21 protein-coding genes and 1 pseudogene are annotated in these 17,492 nt (G+C 39.2%); 2 read left to right on the top strand and 20 right to left on the bottom strand.

Annotation, left to right across the window (positions count from 1 at the left end; translation table 11 throughout):
- Positions 1–81 precede the first annotated feature (81 nt).
- The 17 genes and pseudogenes from O3793_RS07755 to hprK all read right to left on the bottom strand — a co-directional run bounded on the left by O3793_RS07755 (position 82) and on the right by hprK (position 14,397).
- Positions 82–267 carry a hypothetical protein gene (locus O3793_RS07755; RefSeq protein WP_371446612.1) on the bottom strand — a complete coding sequence of 62 codons (186 nt, stop codon included), beginning with the start codon at positions 265–267 and terminating at the stop codon, positions 82–84.
- 219 nt (positions 268–486) lie between these two features.
- A complete protein-coding gene (locus O3793_RS07760) occupies positions 487–564 on the bottom strand; it encodes a hypothetical protein (RefSeq protein WP_371446675.1) in 78 nt (25 codons plus the stop codon).
- A gap of 34 nt (positions 565–598) precedes the next feature.
- Positions 599–772 (bottom strand): hypothetical protein, encoded by a 174-nt coding sequence (locus O3793_RS07765; protein ID WP_371446613.1) that lies wholly within the window; start codon positions 770–772, stop codon positions 599–601.
- Complete coding sequence (locus O3793_RS07770) at positions 753–1,190, bottom strand: DUF6883 domain-containing protein (protein WP_371446615.1); 438 nt, start codon at positions 1,188–1,190, stop codon at positions 753–755. The genes O3793_RS07765 and O3793_RS07770 overlap by 20 nt, the downstream gene beginning before the upstream one ends.
- A gap of 42 nt (positions 1,191–1,232) precedes the next feature.
- Positions 1,233–1,544, bottom strand: a pseudogene (locus O3793_RS07775) (minor capsid protein); the annotation flags it as partial.
- A 167-nt stretch (positions 1,545–1,711) separates the two neighbouring features.
- On the bottom strand, positions 1,712–1,927 hold the full coding sequence (locus O3793_RS07780; RefSeq protein ID WP_371446677.1) for a hypothetical protein: 216 nt from the start codon (positions 1,925–1,927) through the stop codon (positions 1,712–1,714).
- 215 nt (positions 1,928–2,142) lie between these two features.
- Positions 2,143–3,687: an ABC-F family ATP-binding cassette domain-containing protein gene (locus O3793_RS07785; protein ID WP_371446617.1), complete on the bottom strand. Its 1,545-nt coding sequence runs from the start codon at positions 3,685–3,687 to the stop codon at positions 2,143–2,145.
- A 111-nt stretch (positions 3,688–3,798) separates the two neighbouring features.
- A complete protein-coding gene (locus O3793_RS07790) occupies positions 3,799–5,511 on the bottom strand; it encodes an ABC transporter ATP-binding protein (protein WP_371446620.1) in 1,713 nt (570 codons plus the stop codon).
- Positions 5,508–6,905 (bottom strand): MATE family efflux transporter, encoded by a 1,398-nt coding sequence (locus tag O3793_RS07795; protein WP_371446679.1) that lies wholly within the window; start codon positions 6,903–6,905, stop codon positions 5,508–5,510. Before O3793_RS07795 ends, O3793_RS07790 begins: the two co-directional genes overlap by 4 nt.
- Before the next feature lie 791 nt (positions 6,906–7,696).
- Entirely contained in the window at positions 7,697–7,849 is a 153-nt protein-coding gene (gene rpmG, locus O3793_RS07800) for a 50S ribosomal protein L33 (RefSeq protein ID WP_005607156.1), read from the bottom strand.
- A gap of 120 nt (positions 7,850–7,969) precedes the next feature.
- Positions 7,970–8,995: a branched-chain amino acid aminotransferase gene (locus tag O3793_RS07805; RefSeq protein ID WP_048711970.1), complete on the bottom strand. Its 1,026-nt coding sequence runs from the start codon at positions 8,993–8,995 to the stop codon at positions 7,970–7,972.
- A gap of 20 nt (positions 8,996–9,015) precedes the next feature.
- Positions 9,016–9,441 (bottom strand): hypothetical protein, encoded by a 426-nt coding sequence (locus O3793_RS07810; protein WP_371446623.1) that lies wholly within the window; start codon positions 9,439–9,441, stop codon positions 9,016–9,018.
- 167 nt (positions 9,442–9,608) lie between these two features.
- On the bottom strand, positions 9,609–10,553 hold the full coding sequence (gene trxB, locus O3793_RS07815; RefSeq protein WP_371446625.1) for a thioredoxin-disulfide reductase: 945 nt from the start codon (positions 10,551–10,553) through the stop codon (positions 9,609–9,611).
- A gap of 97 nt (positions 10,554–10,650) precedes the next feature.
- Positions 10,651–11,544 (bottom strand): UTP--glucose-1-phosphate uridylyltransferase GalU, encoded by an 894-nt coding sequence (gene galU / locus O3793_RS07820; protein ID WP_048781810.1) that lies wholly within the window; start codon positions 11,542–11,544, stop codon positions 10,651–10,653.
- 22 nt (positions 11,545–11,566) lie between these two features.
- Positions 11,567–12,586 (bottom strand): NAD(P)H-dependent glycerol-3-phosphate dehydrogenase, encoded by a 1,020-nt coding sequence (locus tag O3793_RS07825; protein WP_371446628.1) that lies wholly within the window; start codon positions 12,584–12,586, stop codon positions 11,567–11,569.
- A 12-nt stretch (positions 12,587–12,598) separates the two neighbouring features.
- Positions 12,599–13,456, bottom strand: a complete 858-nt coding sequence (gene lgt, locus O3793_RS07830; RefSeq protein ID WP_048781807.1) for a prolipoprotein diacylglyceryl transferase — start codon at positions 13,454–13,456, stop codon at positions 12,599–12,601.
- Between the two features lie 11 nt (positions 13,457–13,467).
- Complete coding sequence (gene hprK, locus O3793_RS07835) at positions 13,468–14,397, bottom strand: HPr(Ser) kinase/phosphatase (RefSeq protein WP_048711442.1); 930 nt, start codon at positions 14,395–14,397, stop codon at positions 13,468–13,470.
- A 195-nt stretch (positions 14,398–14,592) separates the two neighbouring features.
- Between hprK and O3793_RS07840 the strand changes: the two genes are divergently transcribed.
- Both O3793_RS07840 and O3793_RS07845 read left to right on the top strand, forming a co-directional pair.
- A complete protein-coding gene (locus O3793_RS07840) occupies positions 14,593–15,042 on the top strand; it encodes a DUF3290 domain-containing protein (protein ID WP_371446631.1) in 450 nt (149 codons plus the stop codon).
- 1 nt (position 15,043) lies between these two features.
- Positions 15,044–15,676, top strand: a complete 633-nt coding sequence (locus O3793_RS07845) for a DUF421 domain-containing protein (protein WP_371446633.1) — start codon at positions 15,044–15,046, stop codon at positions 15,674–15,676.
- Between the two features lie 140 nt (positions 15,677–15,816).
- On the opposite strand, the gene O3793_RS07850 is transcribed toward O3793_RS07845, so the two are convergent.
- The 3 genes from O3793_RS07850 to O3793_RS07860 form a co-directional block, all read right to left on the bottom strand.
- Positions 15,817–16,776 carry a ketopantoate reductase family protein gene (locus O3793_RS07850; RefSeq protein WP_371446634.1) on the bottom strand — a complete coding sequence of 320 codons (960 nt, stop codon included), beginning with the start codon at positions 16,774–16,776 and terminating at the stop codon, positions 15,817–15,819.
- Positions 16,777–16,854: 78 nt separating this feature from the next.
- Positions 16,855–17,193, bottom strand: coding sequence for a phage holin family protein (locus O3793_RS07855; RefSeq protein WP_371446635.1), 339 nt, complete (start codon positions 17,191–17,193; stop codon positions 16,855–16,857).
- A complete protein-coding gene (locus O3793_RS07860) occupies positions 17,193–17,492 on the bottom strand; it encodes a PspC domain-containing protein (RefSeq protein ID WP_371446637.1) in 300 nt (99 codons plus the stop codon). The genes O3793_RS07855 and O3793_RS07860 overlap by 1 nt, the downstream gene beginning before the upstream one ends.

A 17,492-nucleotide genomic window follows, 5' to 3' on the forward strand; every position in this document is an offset into this window, starting at 1 on the left:
TCATACGGTTAGATTTCTATTTTTAAAGTTTTGAGCATCAAAAAAGCACTTAGATTTCTCTAGGTGCTTAATTGTTTTATACTATACTGCGTAATCAAAACCAATTTTAGATTTAATAGTATCGAACAAATCCAAAACAGACTTAGGAGTTCCTTGTTTAAAAGATACAAGAGGTTTATCTTGATCTGGATAAACTTGGTCAACCCACTCATCGATTTGATTATAAAAAATTAACAATTCGTTATTTGGAACAGCCATTACTTCCATCTCAATACCTCCTTTACCTTTTGTAGTAATATTTTATCAATTACATCGTCTCCAATAACCCCAACTTCTGCAACTAGTTCATTGATATTGTTGTGATACATAAAGGCGTTGTACGCGTTCAAGCTAATATTTTTTAAGTAACCGCGATCTATAGATTGTTGTTGTTTTACATAAGTAACTAAATCTGAATTCAACGCAGTCATCGCTTGTTCAATATTATTATAGCGCTTTTTTATTTGCTTTGTAAAATGCTTTAGCAGAATCCCAATGTTTTTTATGCGTTAGTTCATGAACCATGGTATCTTTAATGTTTTGAGCAGCAAAAAAGCACTTAGATTTCTCTATGTGCTACTTTTTCTATTTCATTGATTGTAATTGTTATGGTATCCCAATCTTTGGGTGAATCGCCTATATCAGCAATAAAAGTATCTTCGCTTAGCTTTTCTACAACTGCTGCAGATTGGCCGTTTTTTAAAATGACTGTATCAAACTCTTCTATCTTCATCAGAAACCTCCTTGATATAAGTAGACGTAAGATGGGCACCTTCTTCAGTAACATTCCATGCAACAACAACATTTACAGGATTGTTCTTTATACCATACATTACCATTTTTTGTTCATATCTATGTCCATATTCATCTTTAGTTTTCGCTTTCGTTGGATATTTGGGTGCTCTATTTGATATTTCTTCAATCATCTCGCGATAATTGTTCAAGTCATATCCTAAAAGACGGGTAAAATTCTTACCTTTAGCAAAACCTTTTGGATTATCAGGATTGAAAAGATAATGAGTAAATTTCTTCTCATTTATGATCATATTATCTACCTTAGGTAGTGTTAGTTGCGGATTTTTTTGTAATCTAGTCTGACGCTTAAAATCCAATTGAATCATACTAAACTTATTAACATCATTATACTTCAAATCATAAAAATCTCCAAATGATTGTGGAATATTTTCAGAATCTTAGACCAGTCTGTATTTCATGAATTGCTCTTTAATTCTACGGACTTTTTCCTTGTCTGATTGTTCAAATTGCAATATTTCCTTGTCTACTTTTTCATCTCTACCTAAGCGCTTTGAATCTTTCCTAAAATGCGGAACCGTCGTGCATCGACAGTTAGGATGAAATGGTGGTGCGTTCAATGCTGGAACCAACTCAGATACTTTAAATATCTTCCCGTTGAACGGTTGGCAAATCTGACACGCTTTTAATTCGGTCATGACTTCAAACCATTCAACACCATTAGCCTCATAGTTGGCCTTCTGTGCCTCTGAGTATACCCTTGCGGCTTACAAAATACTTCGCGCTACAAACATTGTTTTGTAGCGTTTTTTGATGTGCAAAAAATATCCACCGGCTAAGCCGGTGGTTTTTCAGTTTCGGGCATAGCCCTGATCTCAGAGCGACGCCTCAAGGCTCTCGTGTTGCCTGCGACGAGCACCTATTTACGTTTTCCTGTAAACGAATCTTCCCATTCTAATTCAAATTTTTCTGCTATATAATCCTCTTTTAATTGATTCCGTGTACACTCTCCAATAGCTTTAGAATTCTTTCTCACCGCATCTACATAATACCCTCTAGACCAAAATGATCTATTTTGATACTTACAGTTCCATTTCGTGTGTGATAAACTGTGTAAGTCATCGGTATATCCTATGACAAAACCTCCTTATTTTTCCGTTGTAGTTTGCAGACCACAAACGAATCACAACTAAGGAGGCTTTTTTCATTATCACTCCGCTAAAGCCTTTTGGCCCCCGGACAATCCGGGGGTTTTAATTAGACCAAAAAAGCAGAACTTGAACTAAATTCAAGCCCTGCTTCGAAAACGGTTGTATCAACTTTCTTCCCTAAAAGTGAAGATTTTAATTTTTATGCGAATTTTGAGAAATCCCAAATATCTGTCACTAATCCTTCGTAAAATTCAGGCTCGTGACATACCATTAATATACTTCCTTTATATTCTTGTAATGCACGTTTTAACTCATCTTTAGCATCTACGTCTAAGTGGTTCGTTGGTTCGTCAAGTACGAGCACGTTTGATTCTTCGTTCATCAACTTACAGAAGCGCACCTTTGCTTGCTCTCCCCCACTGAGTACTTGCACTTGACTCTCGATGTGCTTACTTGTTAAGCCGCAACGAGCGAGCGCCGCACGTACTTCTGGTTGTGTCATTGATGGGAAGGTATCCCAGATTTCTTCTAGGGCTGTCTTACGATTGCCTTTTGGCGTTTCTTGTTCGAAATACCCAAGATCGATATAGTCACCACGCGTTACTTTTCCATTCAATGGCTTAATAATCCCTAATAAGCTCTTGAGTAGTGTCGTTTTACCGATACCATTCGCCCCAACAATCGCAATTTTTTGGCCACGTTCCATCTCAAGATTCACATGTCCTGTTAATGGACGGTCATATCCAATCACTAAGTCTTCGGCTTGGAAGATGTAACGACCAGGCGCTCTAGAAGTCTTGAACTCGAATTTTGGTTTTGGCTTCTCACTAGCTAATTCGATGACTTCCATCTTATCCAGTTTCTTCTGACGAGACATCGCCATATTACGTGTTGCCACACGCGCCTTATTACGGTTTACGAAGTCCTTCAAGTCCGCAATCTCTTTTTGTTGACGGTTATACGCCGCTTCTAGTTGAGATTTCTTCATCGCATACACTTCTTGGAACTGATCATAGTCCCCAACATAACGGTTTAACTCTTGATTGTCCATATGGTAAATCAAGTTCACGACGCTGTTTAAGAATGGAATATCATGCGAAATCAGGATAAATGCATTCTCGTATTCTTGCAAGTAGCGTTTCAACCATTCGATATGTTCTGCGTCCAAGTAGTTTGTCGGCTCGTCGAGTAATAAAATGTCTGGTTTTTCTAATAATAGTTTTGCCAGTAACACTTTTGTACGTTGCCCTCCACTGAGTTCACTTACGTCGCTATCCATCCCAAATGCTGCAACGCCTAATGCACGCGCTACTTCATCGATTTTGGCATCAAGAATATAGAAGTCGTGGCTATCTAATCGCTCTTGCAACTCGCCCACTTCTTCCAGCATTGCGTTCATTTCGTCTTCGTTTGCGTCTCCCATCGCCATATACAGTTCATTAATACGCGCTTCTGCCACAAATAAATCGTCGAAGGCTTTTTGAAGAACACTGCGAACCGTCATTCCTGGTTCAAGGACGGTATGTTGGTCCAAGTATCCCACCTTTACATTTTTAGACCACTCGATTTTCCCTTCGTCGGGTTGTAATTGACCTGTCACGATATTCATGAAGGTTGATTTCCCTTCACCGTTTGCTCCAACGAGTCCGATATGTTCCCCTTTTAATAGACGGAAGCTCACATCATTGAAGATAGCTCTTTCGCCGAAGCCGTGTGTTAATTTTTCTACATTTAAAATACTCATCAACGTTCTCCTTAAGTTTTCTCTGGGTCATTGTATCATAGTTTACGATAAATTCAAAAAAGCTAAAACAAATACGGAGCAAGAAACGAATCCCTACTCCGCATTTTTCTACTATTTAAATTGTGCTTTGTATAAAGCCGCATACGCACCGTTTTTCGCGAGCAATTCTTCATGCGTGCCGTCTTCTGTCAGTCCATCTTCTGTCACCACAATAATACGATCTGCATTTTTAATCGTAGCAAGACGGTGAGCAATAATAAAGGTCGTTCTACCTTCTGCCAACTCGTCAAACGATTGTTGAATAAACTTCTCGGTTTGCGTATCGAGCGCGCTCGTTGCTTCGTCCAAGATTAAAATAGAAGGATTCTTCAAGAAAATACGAGCAATTGAGAGGCGTTGTTTTTGTCCGCCTGACAATTTCACACCGCGTTCTCCGATATGTGTATCCACGCCATCTTCTAAATCTTCAATGACTTCTTTCAGTTTCGCTTGCTCGATGGCACGATCTACTTCCTCATCTGTCGCATCGAGTCTACCGTACAATACATTCTCGCGAATCGTTCCATTAAAGAGGAACACATCTTGTTGCACGATACCGATTTGTCGGCGAAGAGACTGTAAGGTGAAACGATTGATGTTGGTTCCATCAACCAAGATTTCCCCTTCTTTTAAATCATAGAAGCGAGGCAATAAGTTCACGAGCGTTGTCTTCCCAACCCCACTTGGTCCAACGAAGGCAACCGTTTGACCTGGTTCCACCGTCAAGTTGATATGTTCCAACACCTTCTTATCTTCTTCGTATCCGAATCCAACATTTTTATATTCCACACGTCCTTCAAACGCAGGAGCCGGAATGGCATCCGGTGCATCTTTGATATCGATTTCGACATTCATTAATTCTTTGAAACGACGGAAACCTGCGAACCCTTTTGGATACAATTCAATCATCGAGTTCATTTTATTAATCGGTCCCACGAACACATTGGATAGTAAGATGTAGCCGACTAATTCTCCCGCTGTTAGATCACCAAGGACCGTGAAGTACGCTCCTACGATTAAGCTGAAGAGATTAATACTGCGCATTAATAAGTAGTTGAAACTACTGCTTGTCCCCATCGTACGATAGAACGCGATTTTATTCGAGCGATACTCTTGAATGAGTTCTTCGAAGAGTTGTTGCTCATGACTTTCATTCGCAAAGGCCTTCACCACACGCATTCCGCTCAGTACATTTTCTAGTCCTGCCGTATAGTTGGCTAACCCCTTATAGATGTTTCGATTGATACGAGACATGCGACGATTAAATACCGCCAGTGCCACCGCAATAATCGGAACGAAGAAAATCGTCAATAGCGCAAGCGTTGGATGCACTTGATACATCAACACAAACGAACCGATTAAGGTCATAATGGCGATGAAGAATTCTTCTGGCCCATGGTGCGCTAATTCGCTAATATCGAATAAATCACTCGACAATCGGCTCATTAATTCCCCGATTTTCATATTGTCAAAAAACGAGAAGGATTGTTTTTGAACCTTCGCGAATAACTCACGGCGCATATCCGTTTCGATGTTAATCCCTAAAATATGCCCCATGTACACTACGATAAAGTTCAAAGTTGTCGAGAAGGCATACAGCGCAAGTAGCCCTGCACCCACGAGTATAATTTGTTGCAAGTTTTGAGACGGCACGATGTTATCGATGACACTTCTCACCATTACTGGAAAGGCAAGTTCGAGAATGGCCACGATTACCGCACAGGTAAAATCGAGTAAGAATAATTTTTTATACGGTTTGTAATAATGAATAAAATCTTTAATCACGACTGCTCTCCTTTCGCATAATGTAATGTGCTCCAGTCTTTTGTCTTATAGACGATATGTCCATAAAGAACCGTTAACGCGTTTGATAATAACATGGCAATCCATACACCGGTTGCCCCGAGTGCTGTAAAGGCTCCAAGCACCCAAATAATCGGCAAGCGTAATACCCAAAGTCGTCCCACTGACATATTCATCGAGTATTTCGTCACGCCACACCCTTGGAAGAATCCGTTGTACGCCGAGAACATTCCCATGAAGAAAATGATAAAGGCGGTATAGTTTAAATACTCAACGGCATTTGCCCAAAGAACGGCATCGCTTCTATCTTTAATGAAGACTCCAAGAATCGGAGACTGGAAGAAGAAGACGATGATACAGCCAACTGTTGAAATCATGAGCACCCATAGTAGCGCTCGTCTAAAGATGGCGTGTGCACGATCATAGAGACCAGCACCCATGTTTTGTCCGATGATAGCTGTTAGCGCCGCCCCGATTCCCATCTGTGGTTGCGTTAGTAAATCCGAAATACGGTTTACCATCGAATACGCAGCAAGTACTGACGTTCCATACGACTGAATAAGTCCATTTAAGACGGTGAATCCTAATGCAGCTCCACCATACCCGAAGGCAGATGGCCATGCGACTTTAAGGATTTCTTTCATCACTTCTTTGTCAATTTTGACATGTCTTAAGTAGATTTGAATATCTGATTCCTTACGAACGGCACGAATGGCAAGCGCTAATAATAGTACTTTTGCAATAACAGTCGCCCATCCTGCCCCTTCAATTCCCCAGTTCAAGCCAGTGAGGCCGACAAAAGGAATCGTCGCAAAAATAAAGATTGGATCTAGAATAACGTTAGCAATCGAAGACGCCGCACTGATCATCGTAATCGTACGCGTTCTTCCTTGTGCATTTAATAAGGACTGATAGCCGAAGTAGCAGAAATCAAAGAACAACCCAATGAAGTTAATCTTCAAATAAGCTACGGATTTTGCCAGGAAGGTCCCCTCTGCTCCCATCAATTCCACGAATAATGGTGCAAGGAAATAACCAAGTACGGATAGCACAAACCCAAAGAAATACGTTAACACCATCGCATTCCCTGCATAACGCTTCGCATCTCTATATTTTCCTGCTCCAAAATACTGAGCAATAAGCGCCGTCGCTCCGACACTAATCCCCATTCCAAGAGAAATAAATAAGAAATTCAACGGCCAAATAAACGCGGTTGCCGCAAAGTCTTCTGCAGAAAGTTGCGCCACATAAAGCCCGTCTGTCAAATTGTATAAAGTTCGAATTAAATTATTAATCATTAACGGAGTCGCAATCGTTAAAATCACCCGATTAATGTGCCCCGTCGTTATAAAATTTTGTTTTTCCAAAATAATCACCTGTTCTAGTATACATGATATCCCCACTGCTGTGAACACATACAGTGAACAAATCCACTTTTCTGCTTTTCTCTAAGAGTATTTGAGCTCGCTTTTGGGACACGGGATGTCTTCATAATAGCTGTAATAGGGCACCGGTTCGAGCCGAAGTCTCTCACCTCTAAAACTCAAAGCGGGAGTAAGGAAACCTTCCTAACTCCCGCTAATTCGCTTTTAGCGCCATCCCCTATTACTGCTATTATAGAATCCCATGTCTCCTCGCGAGCCTCACTGCATCTTATAAGGTAGAAAAAGTATCCTTCTCTGTCTCTATTCACCAGATTTGGTGAATAAACTACTTCTTATGATTTTGCAAAACAAAATTTCAAAGCACGTGATTTTAAGTAGTACCTTATTCTATTTCTAGCCCGTACGAAGCACGCACTACCTCGCTTCCGTCCCTCCGAGACAAAATTTCTAAACACCTTGTTCAAAGAAACAAAAAATAAGTAATTCAAAAAGTTAAGCACTCCCTAACTTTTTTTGCAAGCAGGTCTGAAGAATCATTTGGTCCATAGTAGCAACAATAGCGAGTGTAATCGATGCGAATTAGTAGGAGTTAGGAATTGATTCCTTACTCCTACTTTGAGGCTCGATAGGCGGTGAGACGAAAGACTCACGCCGGTACAGCTATTGTAGCAACTATGGAATATCCAAATGATTCGTTAAAGACCTGCGGTCTTTTCTCAAAAGCACAAAAAACAAAATAAAAAGAGTTAGGCAGCAGCCTAACTCTTCCGAATTTCTCAAAATTATTTTTTAGTTTCTTTGAAGACAACGTGTTTACGTAATTTTGGAGAATATTTTTTTAATTCTAAACGCTCTGGATTGTTACGTTTGTTTTTGCTTGTTAAGTATAAACGTTCACCTGTTTCAGCACATTCTAATAAAATGTTGATACGCATGGATGACACCTCTCATTCAATTTATTTCATTAACTCATTGAGTTTCATACTGGTATATATTAACAAATGCAGTGCACTTTGTCAATTCAGATTACCACGGATTTTTTGAAAAATTTATTCTTATAAAACTTTTTGAATCCAACCTTCTGGAGCCTCTACATCTCCGTATTGGATGCCTACTAATTCATCGTATAAACGACGTGTGACAGGACCTACTTCTGTTTCAGAATAGAATACATGGAAGTCGTCTCCGTTTTGAATACCGCCAACTGGAGAAATAACAGCTGCAGTACCACAAGCCCCTGCTTCTGCAAAGATATCTAATTGGTCTACATATACATCGCCTTCTTTAACAGTCAACCCAAGACGGTGTTCTGCTAACCAAAGTAATGAGTATTTTGTAATACTTGGTAAGATTGATGGAGAGTAAGGTGTGATAAATTGGTTATCTTTAGTAATACCAAAGAAGTTCGCAGCCCCTACCTCTTCAATTTTTGTATGTGTCAATGGATCAAGGTAAATACAGTCACTGAAATGACGTTCTTTCGCTTCTTTACCAGGAAGTAAGCTTGCCGCATAGTTCCCGCCGACTTTAGCAGCCCCTGTACCTACGTGTGCTGCACGGTCGTATTCAGAAACGATGAAGTTCGTTGGTGTTAATCCGCCTTTGAAATATGCCCCTACTGGCATTACAAAGATTGAGAAAATATATTCTGTTGCAGGACGTACCGCAACATTATTTCCTACCCCAATCATGAATGGACGGATATATAAGCTTCCGCCAGTTCCGTATGGTGGTAACCATTGTTCATTTGCTTTTACCACTTTTTTCACGGCTTCGATAAAACGTTCTTCTGGAAATTCAGGCATGAGTAATCGACGGCATGAACGCGCCATACGAGCAGCATTTTGGTCGACACGGAATAAATTGATGCTACCATCTTTACAACGGTATGCTTTTAACCCTTCGAAACATTGTTGTCCGTAGTGAAGTGCTGTTGCAGCTTCGTCTACTTTTAAGACATTATCTTCAATCAACGCACCTTCGTCCCACTGACCATCTTTGTAATAGCTGATGTAACGTAAGTCTGTCTTAATGTAATCAAATCCTAAATTATTCCAATCTAAATTTACTGTGTTTGTCATATAAACCCTACTTTCCGAGATTACTCTACTGATTTAAATTCCCCAGTGGTACTATCCATCTCTTCTAACTTTTTATCACTGGCATGATAGCGGAAGAACCCATAAATGGAGGTGTTCGAATTCTCTACATGACGTACTTGTACGTCAACCGAGTCATTCGTTTGTGCCTGAATGATAATCTCATAGTTCTCACCTAAAACGACATTTTTGCGTTTTTCAATTTCTGCAATGGCCTCACGCGCTAAATTATTCGCATTACGTGTCGTATCGCTTGTTGTTTCTTGTGCAGCCGTTGTAGATTGAGCTGTAGTAGATTCAGCGTTATTTTTAGAAATTTGAACGACTGGAGCCGAGTTATTGGCTGTTTGCTCTGGTCTGCGAGAGCAAGCCATCAATGCTAGTACGATAACTGCAATTCCTAATCCTTTTATGACTTTGCGATTCATTCATTCACCACCTTCTTTATTTTATCTATTCTATCACAATTTTTATAAAAAGTATTTTATCCCATGAATTTGTAATGATAATGAAAAATTTTATATAAATTTGGTTCTTTTCATTTCAAAAATAAAAAAACTCTAATGCAACACGAGTCACACTAGAGTTTCTTCGATTATTTAGCTAATTTTTCTTTGATTTCTTCAACATAGTTATAAACCATGTGTCCTGCTTGTCCGCCATCTCCAACAGCTGTTGTGATTTGACGTAATGTTTTTTGACGAACATCGCCCACTGCAAAGATTCCAGGAATAGAAGTTTCCATTTGCTCGTTTGTCACGATCCAACCTTCTGCATCTGTGATGTTTAAGTCTTTGAATGGATCAGAAACTGGTAATAGGCCTACATAAATGAAGACACCATCCGCTTCATGCGTTGTTACTTCTCCTGTATTCACATCTTTTACGCGAACGCCTGTGATTTTAGAACCGTCTCCTACGAATTCTTCAACGGTTGAATTCCATAAGAAGTCGATTTTTTCGTTGGCGAATGCACGGTCTTGCAATACCTTTTGCGCACGTAATTGGTCACGACGGTGAACGATGGTTACGCTTTGTCCGAATTGTGTTAAATACGTTCCTTCTTCTACGGCTGAGTCTCCCCCGCCGATAACAAAGATTTTCTTATCTTTGAAGAATGCTCCATCACATACCGCACAGTATGAAACGCCACGTCCAGCGTACTCTTCTTCACCTGGAACTTCTAATTTACGGTGATAAGAACCAGTCGCAATCACTACTGCATAAGCATAGTATGTTTTCTTGCCGGCTGTGATCACTTTAAGGTCGCCCTCTAATTCGATTTTTGAAACTTGACCATATGCATATTCAGCACCGAATTGCATCGCACCTTTATACATATTGTCGGCTAATTCTGGTCCAGAAATCGTTGGGAATCCTGGATAGTTTTCAACATCTGAAGTATTTAATAACTCTCCACCAGGAACACCTTTTTCGAGGATTAATGTTTTTAAATTTGCACGAGAAGTATAAAGCGCTGCGGTCATCCCACCAGGGCCGCTTCCGATAATGACTACATCATAAATTGTTCTTTCTTCCATCAGAGATTCTCCTTTTGTATAAACTAAGAGCGCTGAGACATAGTCCAACGCTCCTCTTCATTTTTTAGTTTAAGATACTCTCTTTAAAACGGCAACTTTATTGCTCATCTAAAGTTCCTTCGAGTTTTTTACCTAATTCAATCACGTATTGTTTTAAGCTGTCTTTGATTTCAGGATGTTCTAATCCAAATTCAATACTTGTCTTCATAAAACCAAATTTATCACCCACATCGAAACGCTCACCCTTGAATTGTTTTGCAAACACTCTTTGTGTAAGGTTCAATGTATCAATGGCATCTGTTAATTGAATTTCGCCACCCGCACCTGGTTCTTGTTTTTCTAAGATTTCAAAGATTTCAGGAGTTAATAAATAACGACCAATAATCGCTAAGTTACTTGGCGCATCTTCTGGTTTTGGTTTTTCTACGAAACGACGTACATTATATAATCCCTCTTCCACTTGGCTTTCAGGATCGATAATTCCGTATTTATACGTTTCTTCATGAGGAACTTCCATTACAGCGATATTTGACGCATGTGTTTTTTCGTAACCTTCAATCAATTGTTTTGTTAAAGGTACTTCATCACGCATAATATCGTCCCCAAGCATAATCACGAATGGCTCGCCACCCACGAATGCTTTGGCTTGAAGAACCGCGTCCCCTAATCCTTTTGGATAAGATTGACGCACAAAGTATAAGTTAATTCCTGTTGTTTCTTGAACAAGTTCTAACAACTCTGTCTTCCCTTTTGCTTCAAGGTTTGATTCTAATTCGATGTTTGAGTCGAAATGGTCCTCGATTGGACGTTTGCTCTTACCAGTTACGATTAAGATATCCTCAATCCCTGATGCTAGAGCTTCTTCAACGATATATTGAATCGTTGGTTTGTCTACGATTGGCAGCATTTCTTTCGCCATCGCTTTTGTTGCTGGAAGGAAACGAGTTCCGAGTCCTGCTGCTGGAATAACGGCTTTTCTAACTTTTGTCATAGGTCTTTTCCTCCGATTTGGTTTATTGGTGTTCTTTAATTGATGCTTCTGATTTAAATTCACGACCCATTAGGCGTTGAATCTCTTCGCGAACATCATGTCCTTTATATAAAACATTGTAAACAGCAGTTGTAATTGGCATTTCGATGTTCTTCTCTTGTGCCAAAGCGTAGACGGCTTTACACGTTTCTACCCCTTCTACAACCATTCCCATATTTTCCAAAATCGTTGGAAGCGGAATGCCTTTCCCGATTTGGTCCCCACATCTCCAGTTACGAGAATGAATACTCGTACATGTTACGATTAAATCGCCCACACCACTAAGTCCAATAAAGGTCAGTGGATCTGCTCCAAAAGCAATTCCTAGACGACTAATTTCTGATAATCCTCTTGTCATTAACGCAGCTTTTGCATTGTCCCCATAGCCTAAACCATGAAGAGCCCCTGCTCCAACCGCAATAACGTTTTTAAGTGCAGCTCCCATTTCCACTCCGACACAGTCCGTATTTGTATAAACACGGAAGAAAGAATTACTGAAAAGAGTTTGCACGTATTTAGCAGATTCCAAGTTTTCGCATGCTGCAGTGATGGTTGTAATATCACGGCGCGCCACTTCTTCGGCATGACTTGGTCCAGATAACACCACGATATCCTCGTAGCTGTCACGGTCCAATTCTTCTGCTAAAATTTCTGAAATACGTTTAAACGTTTCTTGTTCTAACCCTTTACTTGCATGAATAATCATCGGTTTGTTTTCAAGCAATCCATTTAATTGTTTGGCTACTAAACGAATGACTTTTGTTGGGAGTACGAATAAGACCGCATCCACACCCTTCACGGCTTCGGCTAAATCTAAATAGCCTCGAATTGCTGGGTCCAGAAACACCCCTGGAAGGTAATGTTCATTCGTATGACGCTCATTAATTTCTTGAATTTGAGCTTCGTTATTTCCCCATAAGCGAGCTTCATGATGGTTTTCTGCGAGCACCATTGCCAGTGCTGTCCCCCATGAACCTGCTCCTAAAATAGCTACTTTTGTCATAGTTGTTCTCCTTTACGCTTTTCCAAACAATACTGGAGATTGTGGATCGTCAATCGATACATAATCTGGCACGGCTGGAACTCTACGTCTTCTCACCACGATAATAGCGATGCCTAATAAGAATAACACAATTGAGACTAATTGCGAAATTCGGATAATACCAAACATCCAGAGGCTATCTGTACGCATTCCTTCAATAAAGAAGCGCCCAAATGAATACCATAATAAGTATCCTGACATGATTTCTCCGACTTTTACGCCTTTACGTCTGCGTAAGTAGAATAAAATTAATACGCCGACAAAAGACCAAAGTGATTCATATAAGAAAGTTGGATGGTAATAAACACCATCAATATGCATTTGCTCAATAATAAAAGTTGGTAAATGCAAGCCTTCTAGGAATGCACGCGTTACAGCTTCTCCATGCGCTTCTTGGTTTGTGAAGTTTCCCCAGCGCCCAATCGCTTGTGCGAGTAAAACGACAGGTGCCAAGATGTCTAAGAGTAATGCAAACGATACTTTTTCTTTTTTCGCAAACCAGTAGACAGTTGCTGCACCGGCAATGACACCACCGTAGATGGCTATTCCTCCATGCCAAATTTGGATGATTTCACCAGGATTTGCTAAGTAGTACTGCCATTCAAATAGAATGTAGTACAAGCGAGCTCCGACAAAGCCAAGAGGCACAGCCCAAAATACTAAATCAATGATAAATTCTTTTCGATACCCTTTACGAGTGGCTTCTTTATCCGCCAATGTTGTTGCTAAGTAAATTGCAAAAGCAATAATAATCCCATACCAACGCACTTGTAATCCACCGATTTCAAACGCAATCGGATTAATGGCCGAAACCATTTCTAAAACATTCATGTAACTAACCTCTAAACTTCTTTATTTTCTGCAATTAATTGTGTTAAACGATTCGTGAAGCTTTCTGTTGCATCGAATCCCATTTTCTTCGCACGGAAATTCATACATGCCACTTCTAAGATAATCGAAACGTTACGACCAGTCTTCACTGGGATGCGGATTTTTGGAACCTCAACACCCAACAATTCAACATTTTCCATATATCCACCTAAACGGTCATATCTCTTATCAGGTGTCCAGTTTTCAAGATGAACCACTAAATCGACTTGTTTTTGATCCAGAATTGCCCCTGCACCAAAGAGCGTCATCACATCCACAATACCAACACCACGGATTTCGATTAAGTTGTTCAAGATTTCTGGTGCTTCCCCGATTAATGTTAATTCATCGTATTGATACAATTCTACTCGGTCATCCGCAACAAGACGGTGTCCTTTTTGCACAAGCTCTAACGCCGTTTCAGATTTACCGACGCCACTTTCCCCTGTAATCAACAGACCAATTCCGAATACATCGAGTAATACACCGTGTACCGAAGAACGCTCCGCCAATCTTCCTTCTAAGAAGTTTGTAACACTACTTGATACTTGTGTTGTCTTCGAAGTTGCTTCTAAGATTGGAATTTGCGCTTTTTCAGCAGCTTCAACTAATTCTTTTGGTGGCTCTAATTTTCTTGAAATAATAAAACATGGTGTCTCTGGTTTACAAAGACGTTCCATCACTTCTAATCGAATCCCTTCATCCATGGATGCCACAAAAGAAGTTTCTGTACGACCTAATAACTGGATACGTTCTGCTGGATAGAAATTTAAAAATCCTGCTAATTCTAATCCCGGTCTTGAAATTTCACTTGTAACGATTGGACGGTCAAGATACTCCTCTCCATAAATTGGTTTTAAATGAATATTCTTGATTAATTCTCTAACCGTAACACTTTTCATATTATCCCTCATTTCTTTATACCCTTCTACTATACCATATTTGAGCGCTTTCTTGTATGCTTTTAGAATTTATTAATCTTCTGTTCATTCTGCCAAATAATCTAAAAAATATTTTTTAAAAAAAATTGAGCAACCTACTTGAATATTTTATAGGATTTTATATAATAGTCTAAGTTTCTGAATAGGAGGAAAAACATGGTATTTTATTCATATGAATTTTTAAAAAGTAAAGTTCAACAAATTGATTATATTCAATTAGGACTGACACTTTTTGTCATTGTTATTTTAGCAATTGCCTTATATCGTTATTTTAAAAATAAACAAGACACAAAATTTCGCGAATTAGCATTAATCGCCGTCATCGGTATCTTAATTCTTGCTGGTTCTAAGATTGCTGACTTACAGTCTTCTAAAAATTCAGAAAATCAATATTCTGGAGCCCTTCGCTTCGTTGAAACTATTGCGGAGGATTTACATGTTAATAAAGAAGATGTCTATATTAATACTGAAGCCGCAAAGGATGGAGCCATCGTCAAAGTTGGCGATCAATTCTATCGAGTATTAACAGGAGATAGCCCGGAACATTACCTACTCGAAAAAATGGAATTGCAAAATCCAAAAGTTACGATTAAGGAGGCTGAATAAGTTGAACCTTTCATATATCGATGTCGCAATCAAACTTGCACTTGGACTATTATCATTAATTGTTGTAATCAACTACACTGGGAAAGGAAACCTCGCCCCTACATCTGCAAGTGACCAAATACAAAACTATGTACTCGGGGGAATTCTCGGGGGTGTGATTTATAATCCATCCATTACCATCTTACAATACTGCATCATCTTATTAATTTGGTTTGCGTTAGTACTAACCCTTCGCTGGGTAAAAACAAATAATCGTACAGTGAAGAAGATGCTTGACGGTGAACCTTTACAATTAATTAAACATGGGAAAATGGATGTTGAAAATGTGCGTTTAGCTGGTCTAACGGCTCAAGAAGTTGCTTTTAAATTACGTTCACAAGGAGTCTTCTCTATTCGCGATGTAAAAAGTGCCATCTTAGAACAAAACGGTCAACTCATCCTGACAAAATTTGGAGAAGAAAATCCAAAATATCCAATCATTACAGATGGTGTCATTCAACAAAATATACTTGATGTTATCGATAAAACAGAAGATTGGGTTACTGAACAACTTGCTGCCCAAGGTATTCAAGATGTTTCAGAAGTATTCCTTGCAGAATACAATAGCGGCCAATTAATGGTTGTGAAATACTAATTAAAATTAAAAGATTCCGTAGAAATTTACGGAATCTTTTTTGCTTAATTTACAACTATCTGATGATATAAAATAGGCACCTTCAGTTAGATTTGAAATTAATATTTCAACCCTTACTAAAGGTGCACTTTTTATTATTATCATTCTATTAAAGTTCCTATCCCAGCCAAATTAGATTCCATAAAAGGCATATTCACACCTAATTTACGGCCAGTCTGATAAACACTTTCACAGCAATATAAAATATCCTGTTTATCATTATGAAGAGTCATGATTTTTCTTGTCAACTCATTCTTAGCAAACATAACTTTCATCGCTCTACTTGCAATACAAATAGGAATTTTATACGGTAATAATTCTGATTTATACAGCTTCAAATCCACACCACGAGCTTCCACAACTTTAAGGGCTTCTCGAATAGTTTTAATTGCTAAAGATAATTCTGAAGAATTATTCATTAAATTCAAAGCTAATTGTTGCGGATCATCTAAATTTCCTGAACGCGCAGCAGTCGATGTAACACCAGAATTAATCGCCATGTGAATCCAAATCCACTCAATCATGTCATGGGGAATCTCACACTTCAAATCTGCAGAAGTGAAAAGTGATATTAATTCCGCATAATTTGGAATCTGTGCGTTTCTCTCACTTTCCAGCATCAGATGATCAAACAAGACGCCTTCCAGATGGCCGGCCTCCATATATCCTCCTGCTGTTGGGAACGCGATGATATAGTTATATCCATCCGCCCACTCTTCAACCTCTTCTCTAGAGTTCCAGAAATTACAGAAAAAAACTAATGTCCCTCTGATATCATTTTCTTTCAAGGTTTTCACAGCTTCTTTTATCAGACCGTTACGTACACTTAGAAAGATAAAATCATATTCTGTACCTGGATTAGCGACTTGAACAGTATAAGTATCCTGCTTAACTTCTCCTTTAGAGTTATAGCGTCCATCCAACAAATCGACAGTTAAACTATCTGGCGCTTCTTTACGTTTTGCTTCTCTTAAGATATGTTCGCCTTGATGACCAGCTTTTTGAAAAGCATAGGCATATGTTGTCCCTATAACTCCAAGCCCCAATATAGCTATTTTCATCTTTAAGTTAATTCCTTTCCTAAATTCAAATACACTATCGATCCATCGTTAAATAAAATCGGGTATCTTTCAACTGCTTTAGTCTACTAGATTTTCAACAAAGCGTTGGAAAATCGTTAACAGAACGCTCACCACTAAGGTAATGAATGGATTCGCAAATGAGAATCCAGGTCCTACAAACCATGATGTTAAGCTTAACATCATCGCATTTAACACAAAGCTAAAGCATCCAAACGTTACAATTGTGACTGGTAATGTTAAAAGGAATAAAATCGGTTTAACAAATAGGTTTAGTACCGCAAGAACGATACTTGCAACAAGCGCTGCTACCCAGTTCGTAACGTAAAATTGTGGTACAAACCACGCAATCACCAAGAACCCTAATGTGTTAATGGCAATCTTTTTAGTAATTGACACTAAAAATCACTCCAATCGTCGTCATCATCTTCCTCTACGCGGCGCGCTGTTTTACGCGGGCGAGAGCTTCCAGAAGTGTAATAGTAAGTATTTCTGCGTCTATTGTCACGATAATACCCTGTGCTTTCTTCTGGAATAATGATAGCAAGTAAGATGTAAAGGATGATAGGTAAACCTGAGAAACTACAAATGATAAACAGCACACGTACAATTGTTGGATCTACATCAAAGTATTCGGCAATACCGCCCATAACCCCACAAACGATTCTGTTCTTTCTTGAACGTCTTAATTTTTTCAT

Origin of the sequence: Granulicatella sp. 20925_1_28, from assembly GCF_041433575.1 — a bacterium.
Taxonomy (GTDB): domain Bacteria; phylum Bacillota; class Bacilli; order Lactobacillales; family Aerococcaceae; genus Granulicatella.

What these genes read in the sequence shown, in the direction of transcription:
- O3793_RS07755 (WP_371446612.1), bottom strand. Translation starts at nt 267, where the DNA reads ATGGAAGTAATGGCTGTTCCAAATAACGAATTGTTAATTTTTTATAAT.
- O3793_RS07760 (WP_371446675.1), bottom strand. Translation starts at nt 564, where the DNA reads ATGGTTCATGAACTAACGCATAAAAAACATTGGGATTCTGCTAAAGCA.
- O3793_RS07765 (WP_371446613.1), bottom strand. Translation starts at nt 772, where the DNA reads ATGAAGATAGAAGAGTTTGATACAGTCATTTTAAAAAACGGCCAATCT.
- O3793_RS07785 (WP_371446617.1), bottom strand. Translation starts at nt 3,687, where the DNA reads ATGAGTATTTTAAATGTAGAAAAATTAACACACGGCTTCGGCGAAAGA.
- rpmG (WP_005607156.1), bottom strand. Translation starts at nt 7,849, where the DNA reads ATGCGTATCAACATTTTATTAGAATGTGCTGAAACAGGTGAACGTTTA.
- O3793_RS07805 (WP_048711970.1), bottom strand. Translation starts at nt 8,995, where the DNA reads ATGACAAACACAGTAAATTTAGATTGGAATAATTTAGGATTTGATTAC.
- O3793_RS07810 (WP_371446623.1), bottom strand. Translation starts at nt 9,441, where the DNA reads ATGAATCGCAAAGTCATAAAAGGATTAGGAATTGCAGTTATCGTACTA.
- trxB (WP_371446625.1), bottom strand. Translation starts at nt 10,553, where the DNA reads ATGGAAGAAAGAACAATTTATGATGTAGTCATTATCGGAAGCGGCCCT.
- galU (WP_048781810.1), bottom strand. Translation starts at nt 11,544, where the DNA reads ATGACAAAAGTTAGAAAAGCCGTTATTCCAGCAGCAGGACTCGGAACT.
- O3793_RS07825 (WP_371446628.1), bottom strand. Translation starts at nt 12,586, where the DNA reads ATGACAAAAGTAGCTATTTTAGGAGCAGGTTCATGGGGGACAGCACTG.
- lgt (WP_048781807.1), bottom strand. Translation starts at nt 13,456, where the DNA reads ATGAATGTTTTAGAAATGGTTTCGGCCATTAATCCGATTGCGTTTGAA.
- hprK (WP_048711442.1), bottom strand. Translation starts at nt 14,397, where the DNA reads ATGAAAAGTGTTACGGTTAGAGAATTAATCAAGAATATTCATTTAAAA.
- O3793_RS07840 (WP_371446631.1), top strand. Translation starts at nt 14,593, where the DNA reads ATGGTATTTTATTCATATGAATTTTTAAAAAGTAAAGTTCAACAAATT.
- O3793_RS07850 (WP_371446634.1), bottom strand. Translation starts at nt 16,776, where the DNA reads ATGAAAATAGCTATATTGGGGCTTGGAGTTATAGGGACAACATATGCC.
- O3793_RS07860 (WP_371446637.1), bottom strand. Translation starts at nt 17,492, where the DNA reads ATGAAAAAATTAAGACGTTCAAGAAAGAACAGAATCGTTTGTGGGGTT.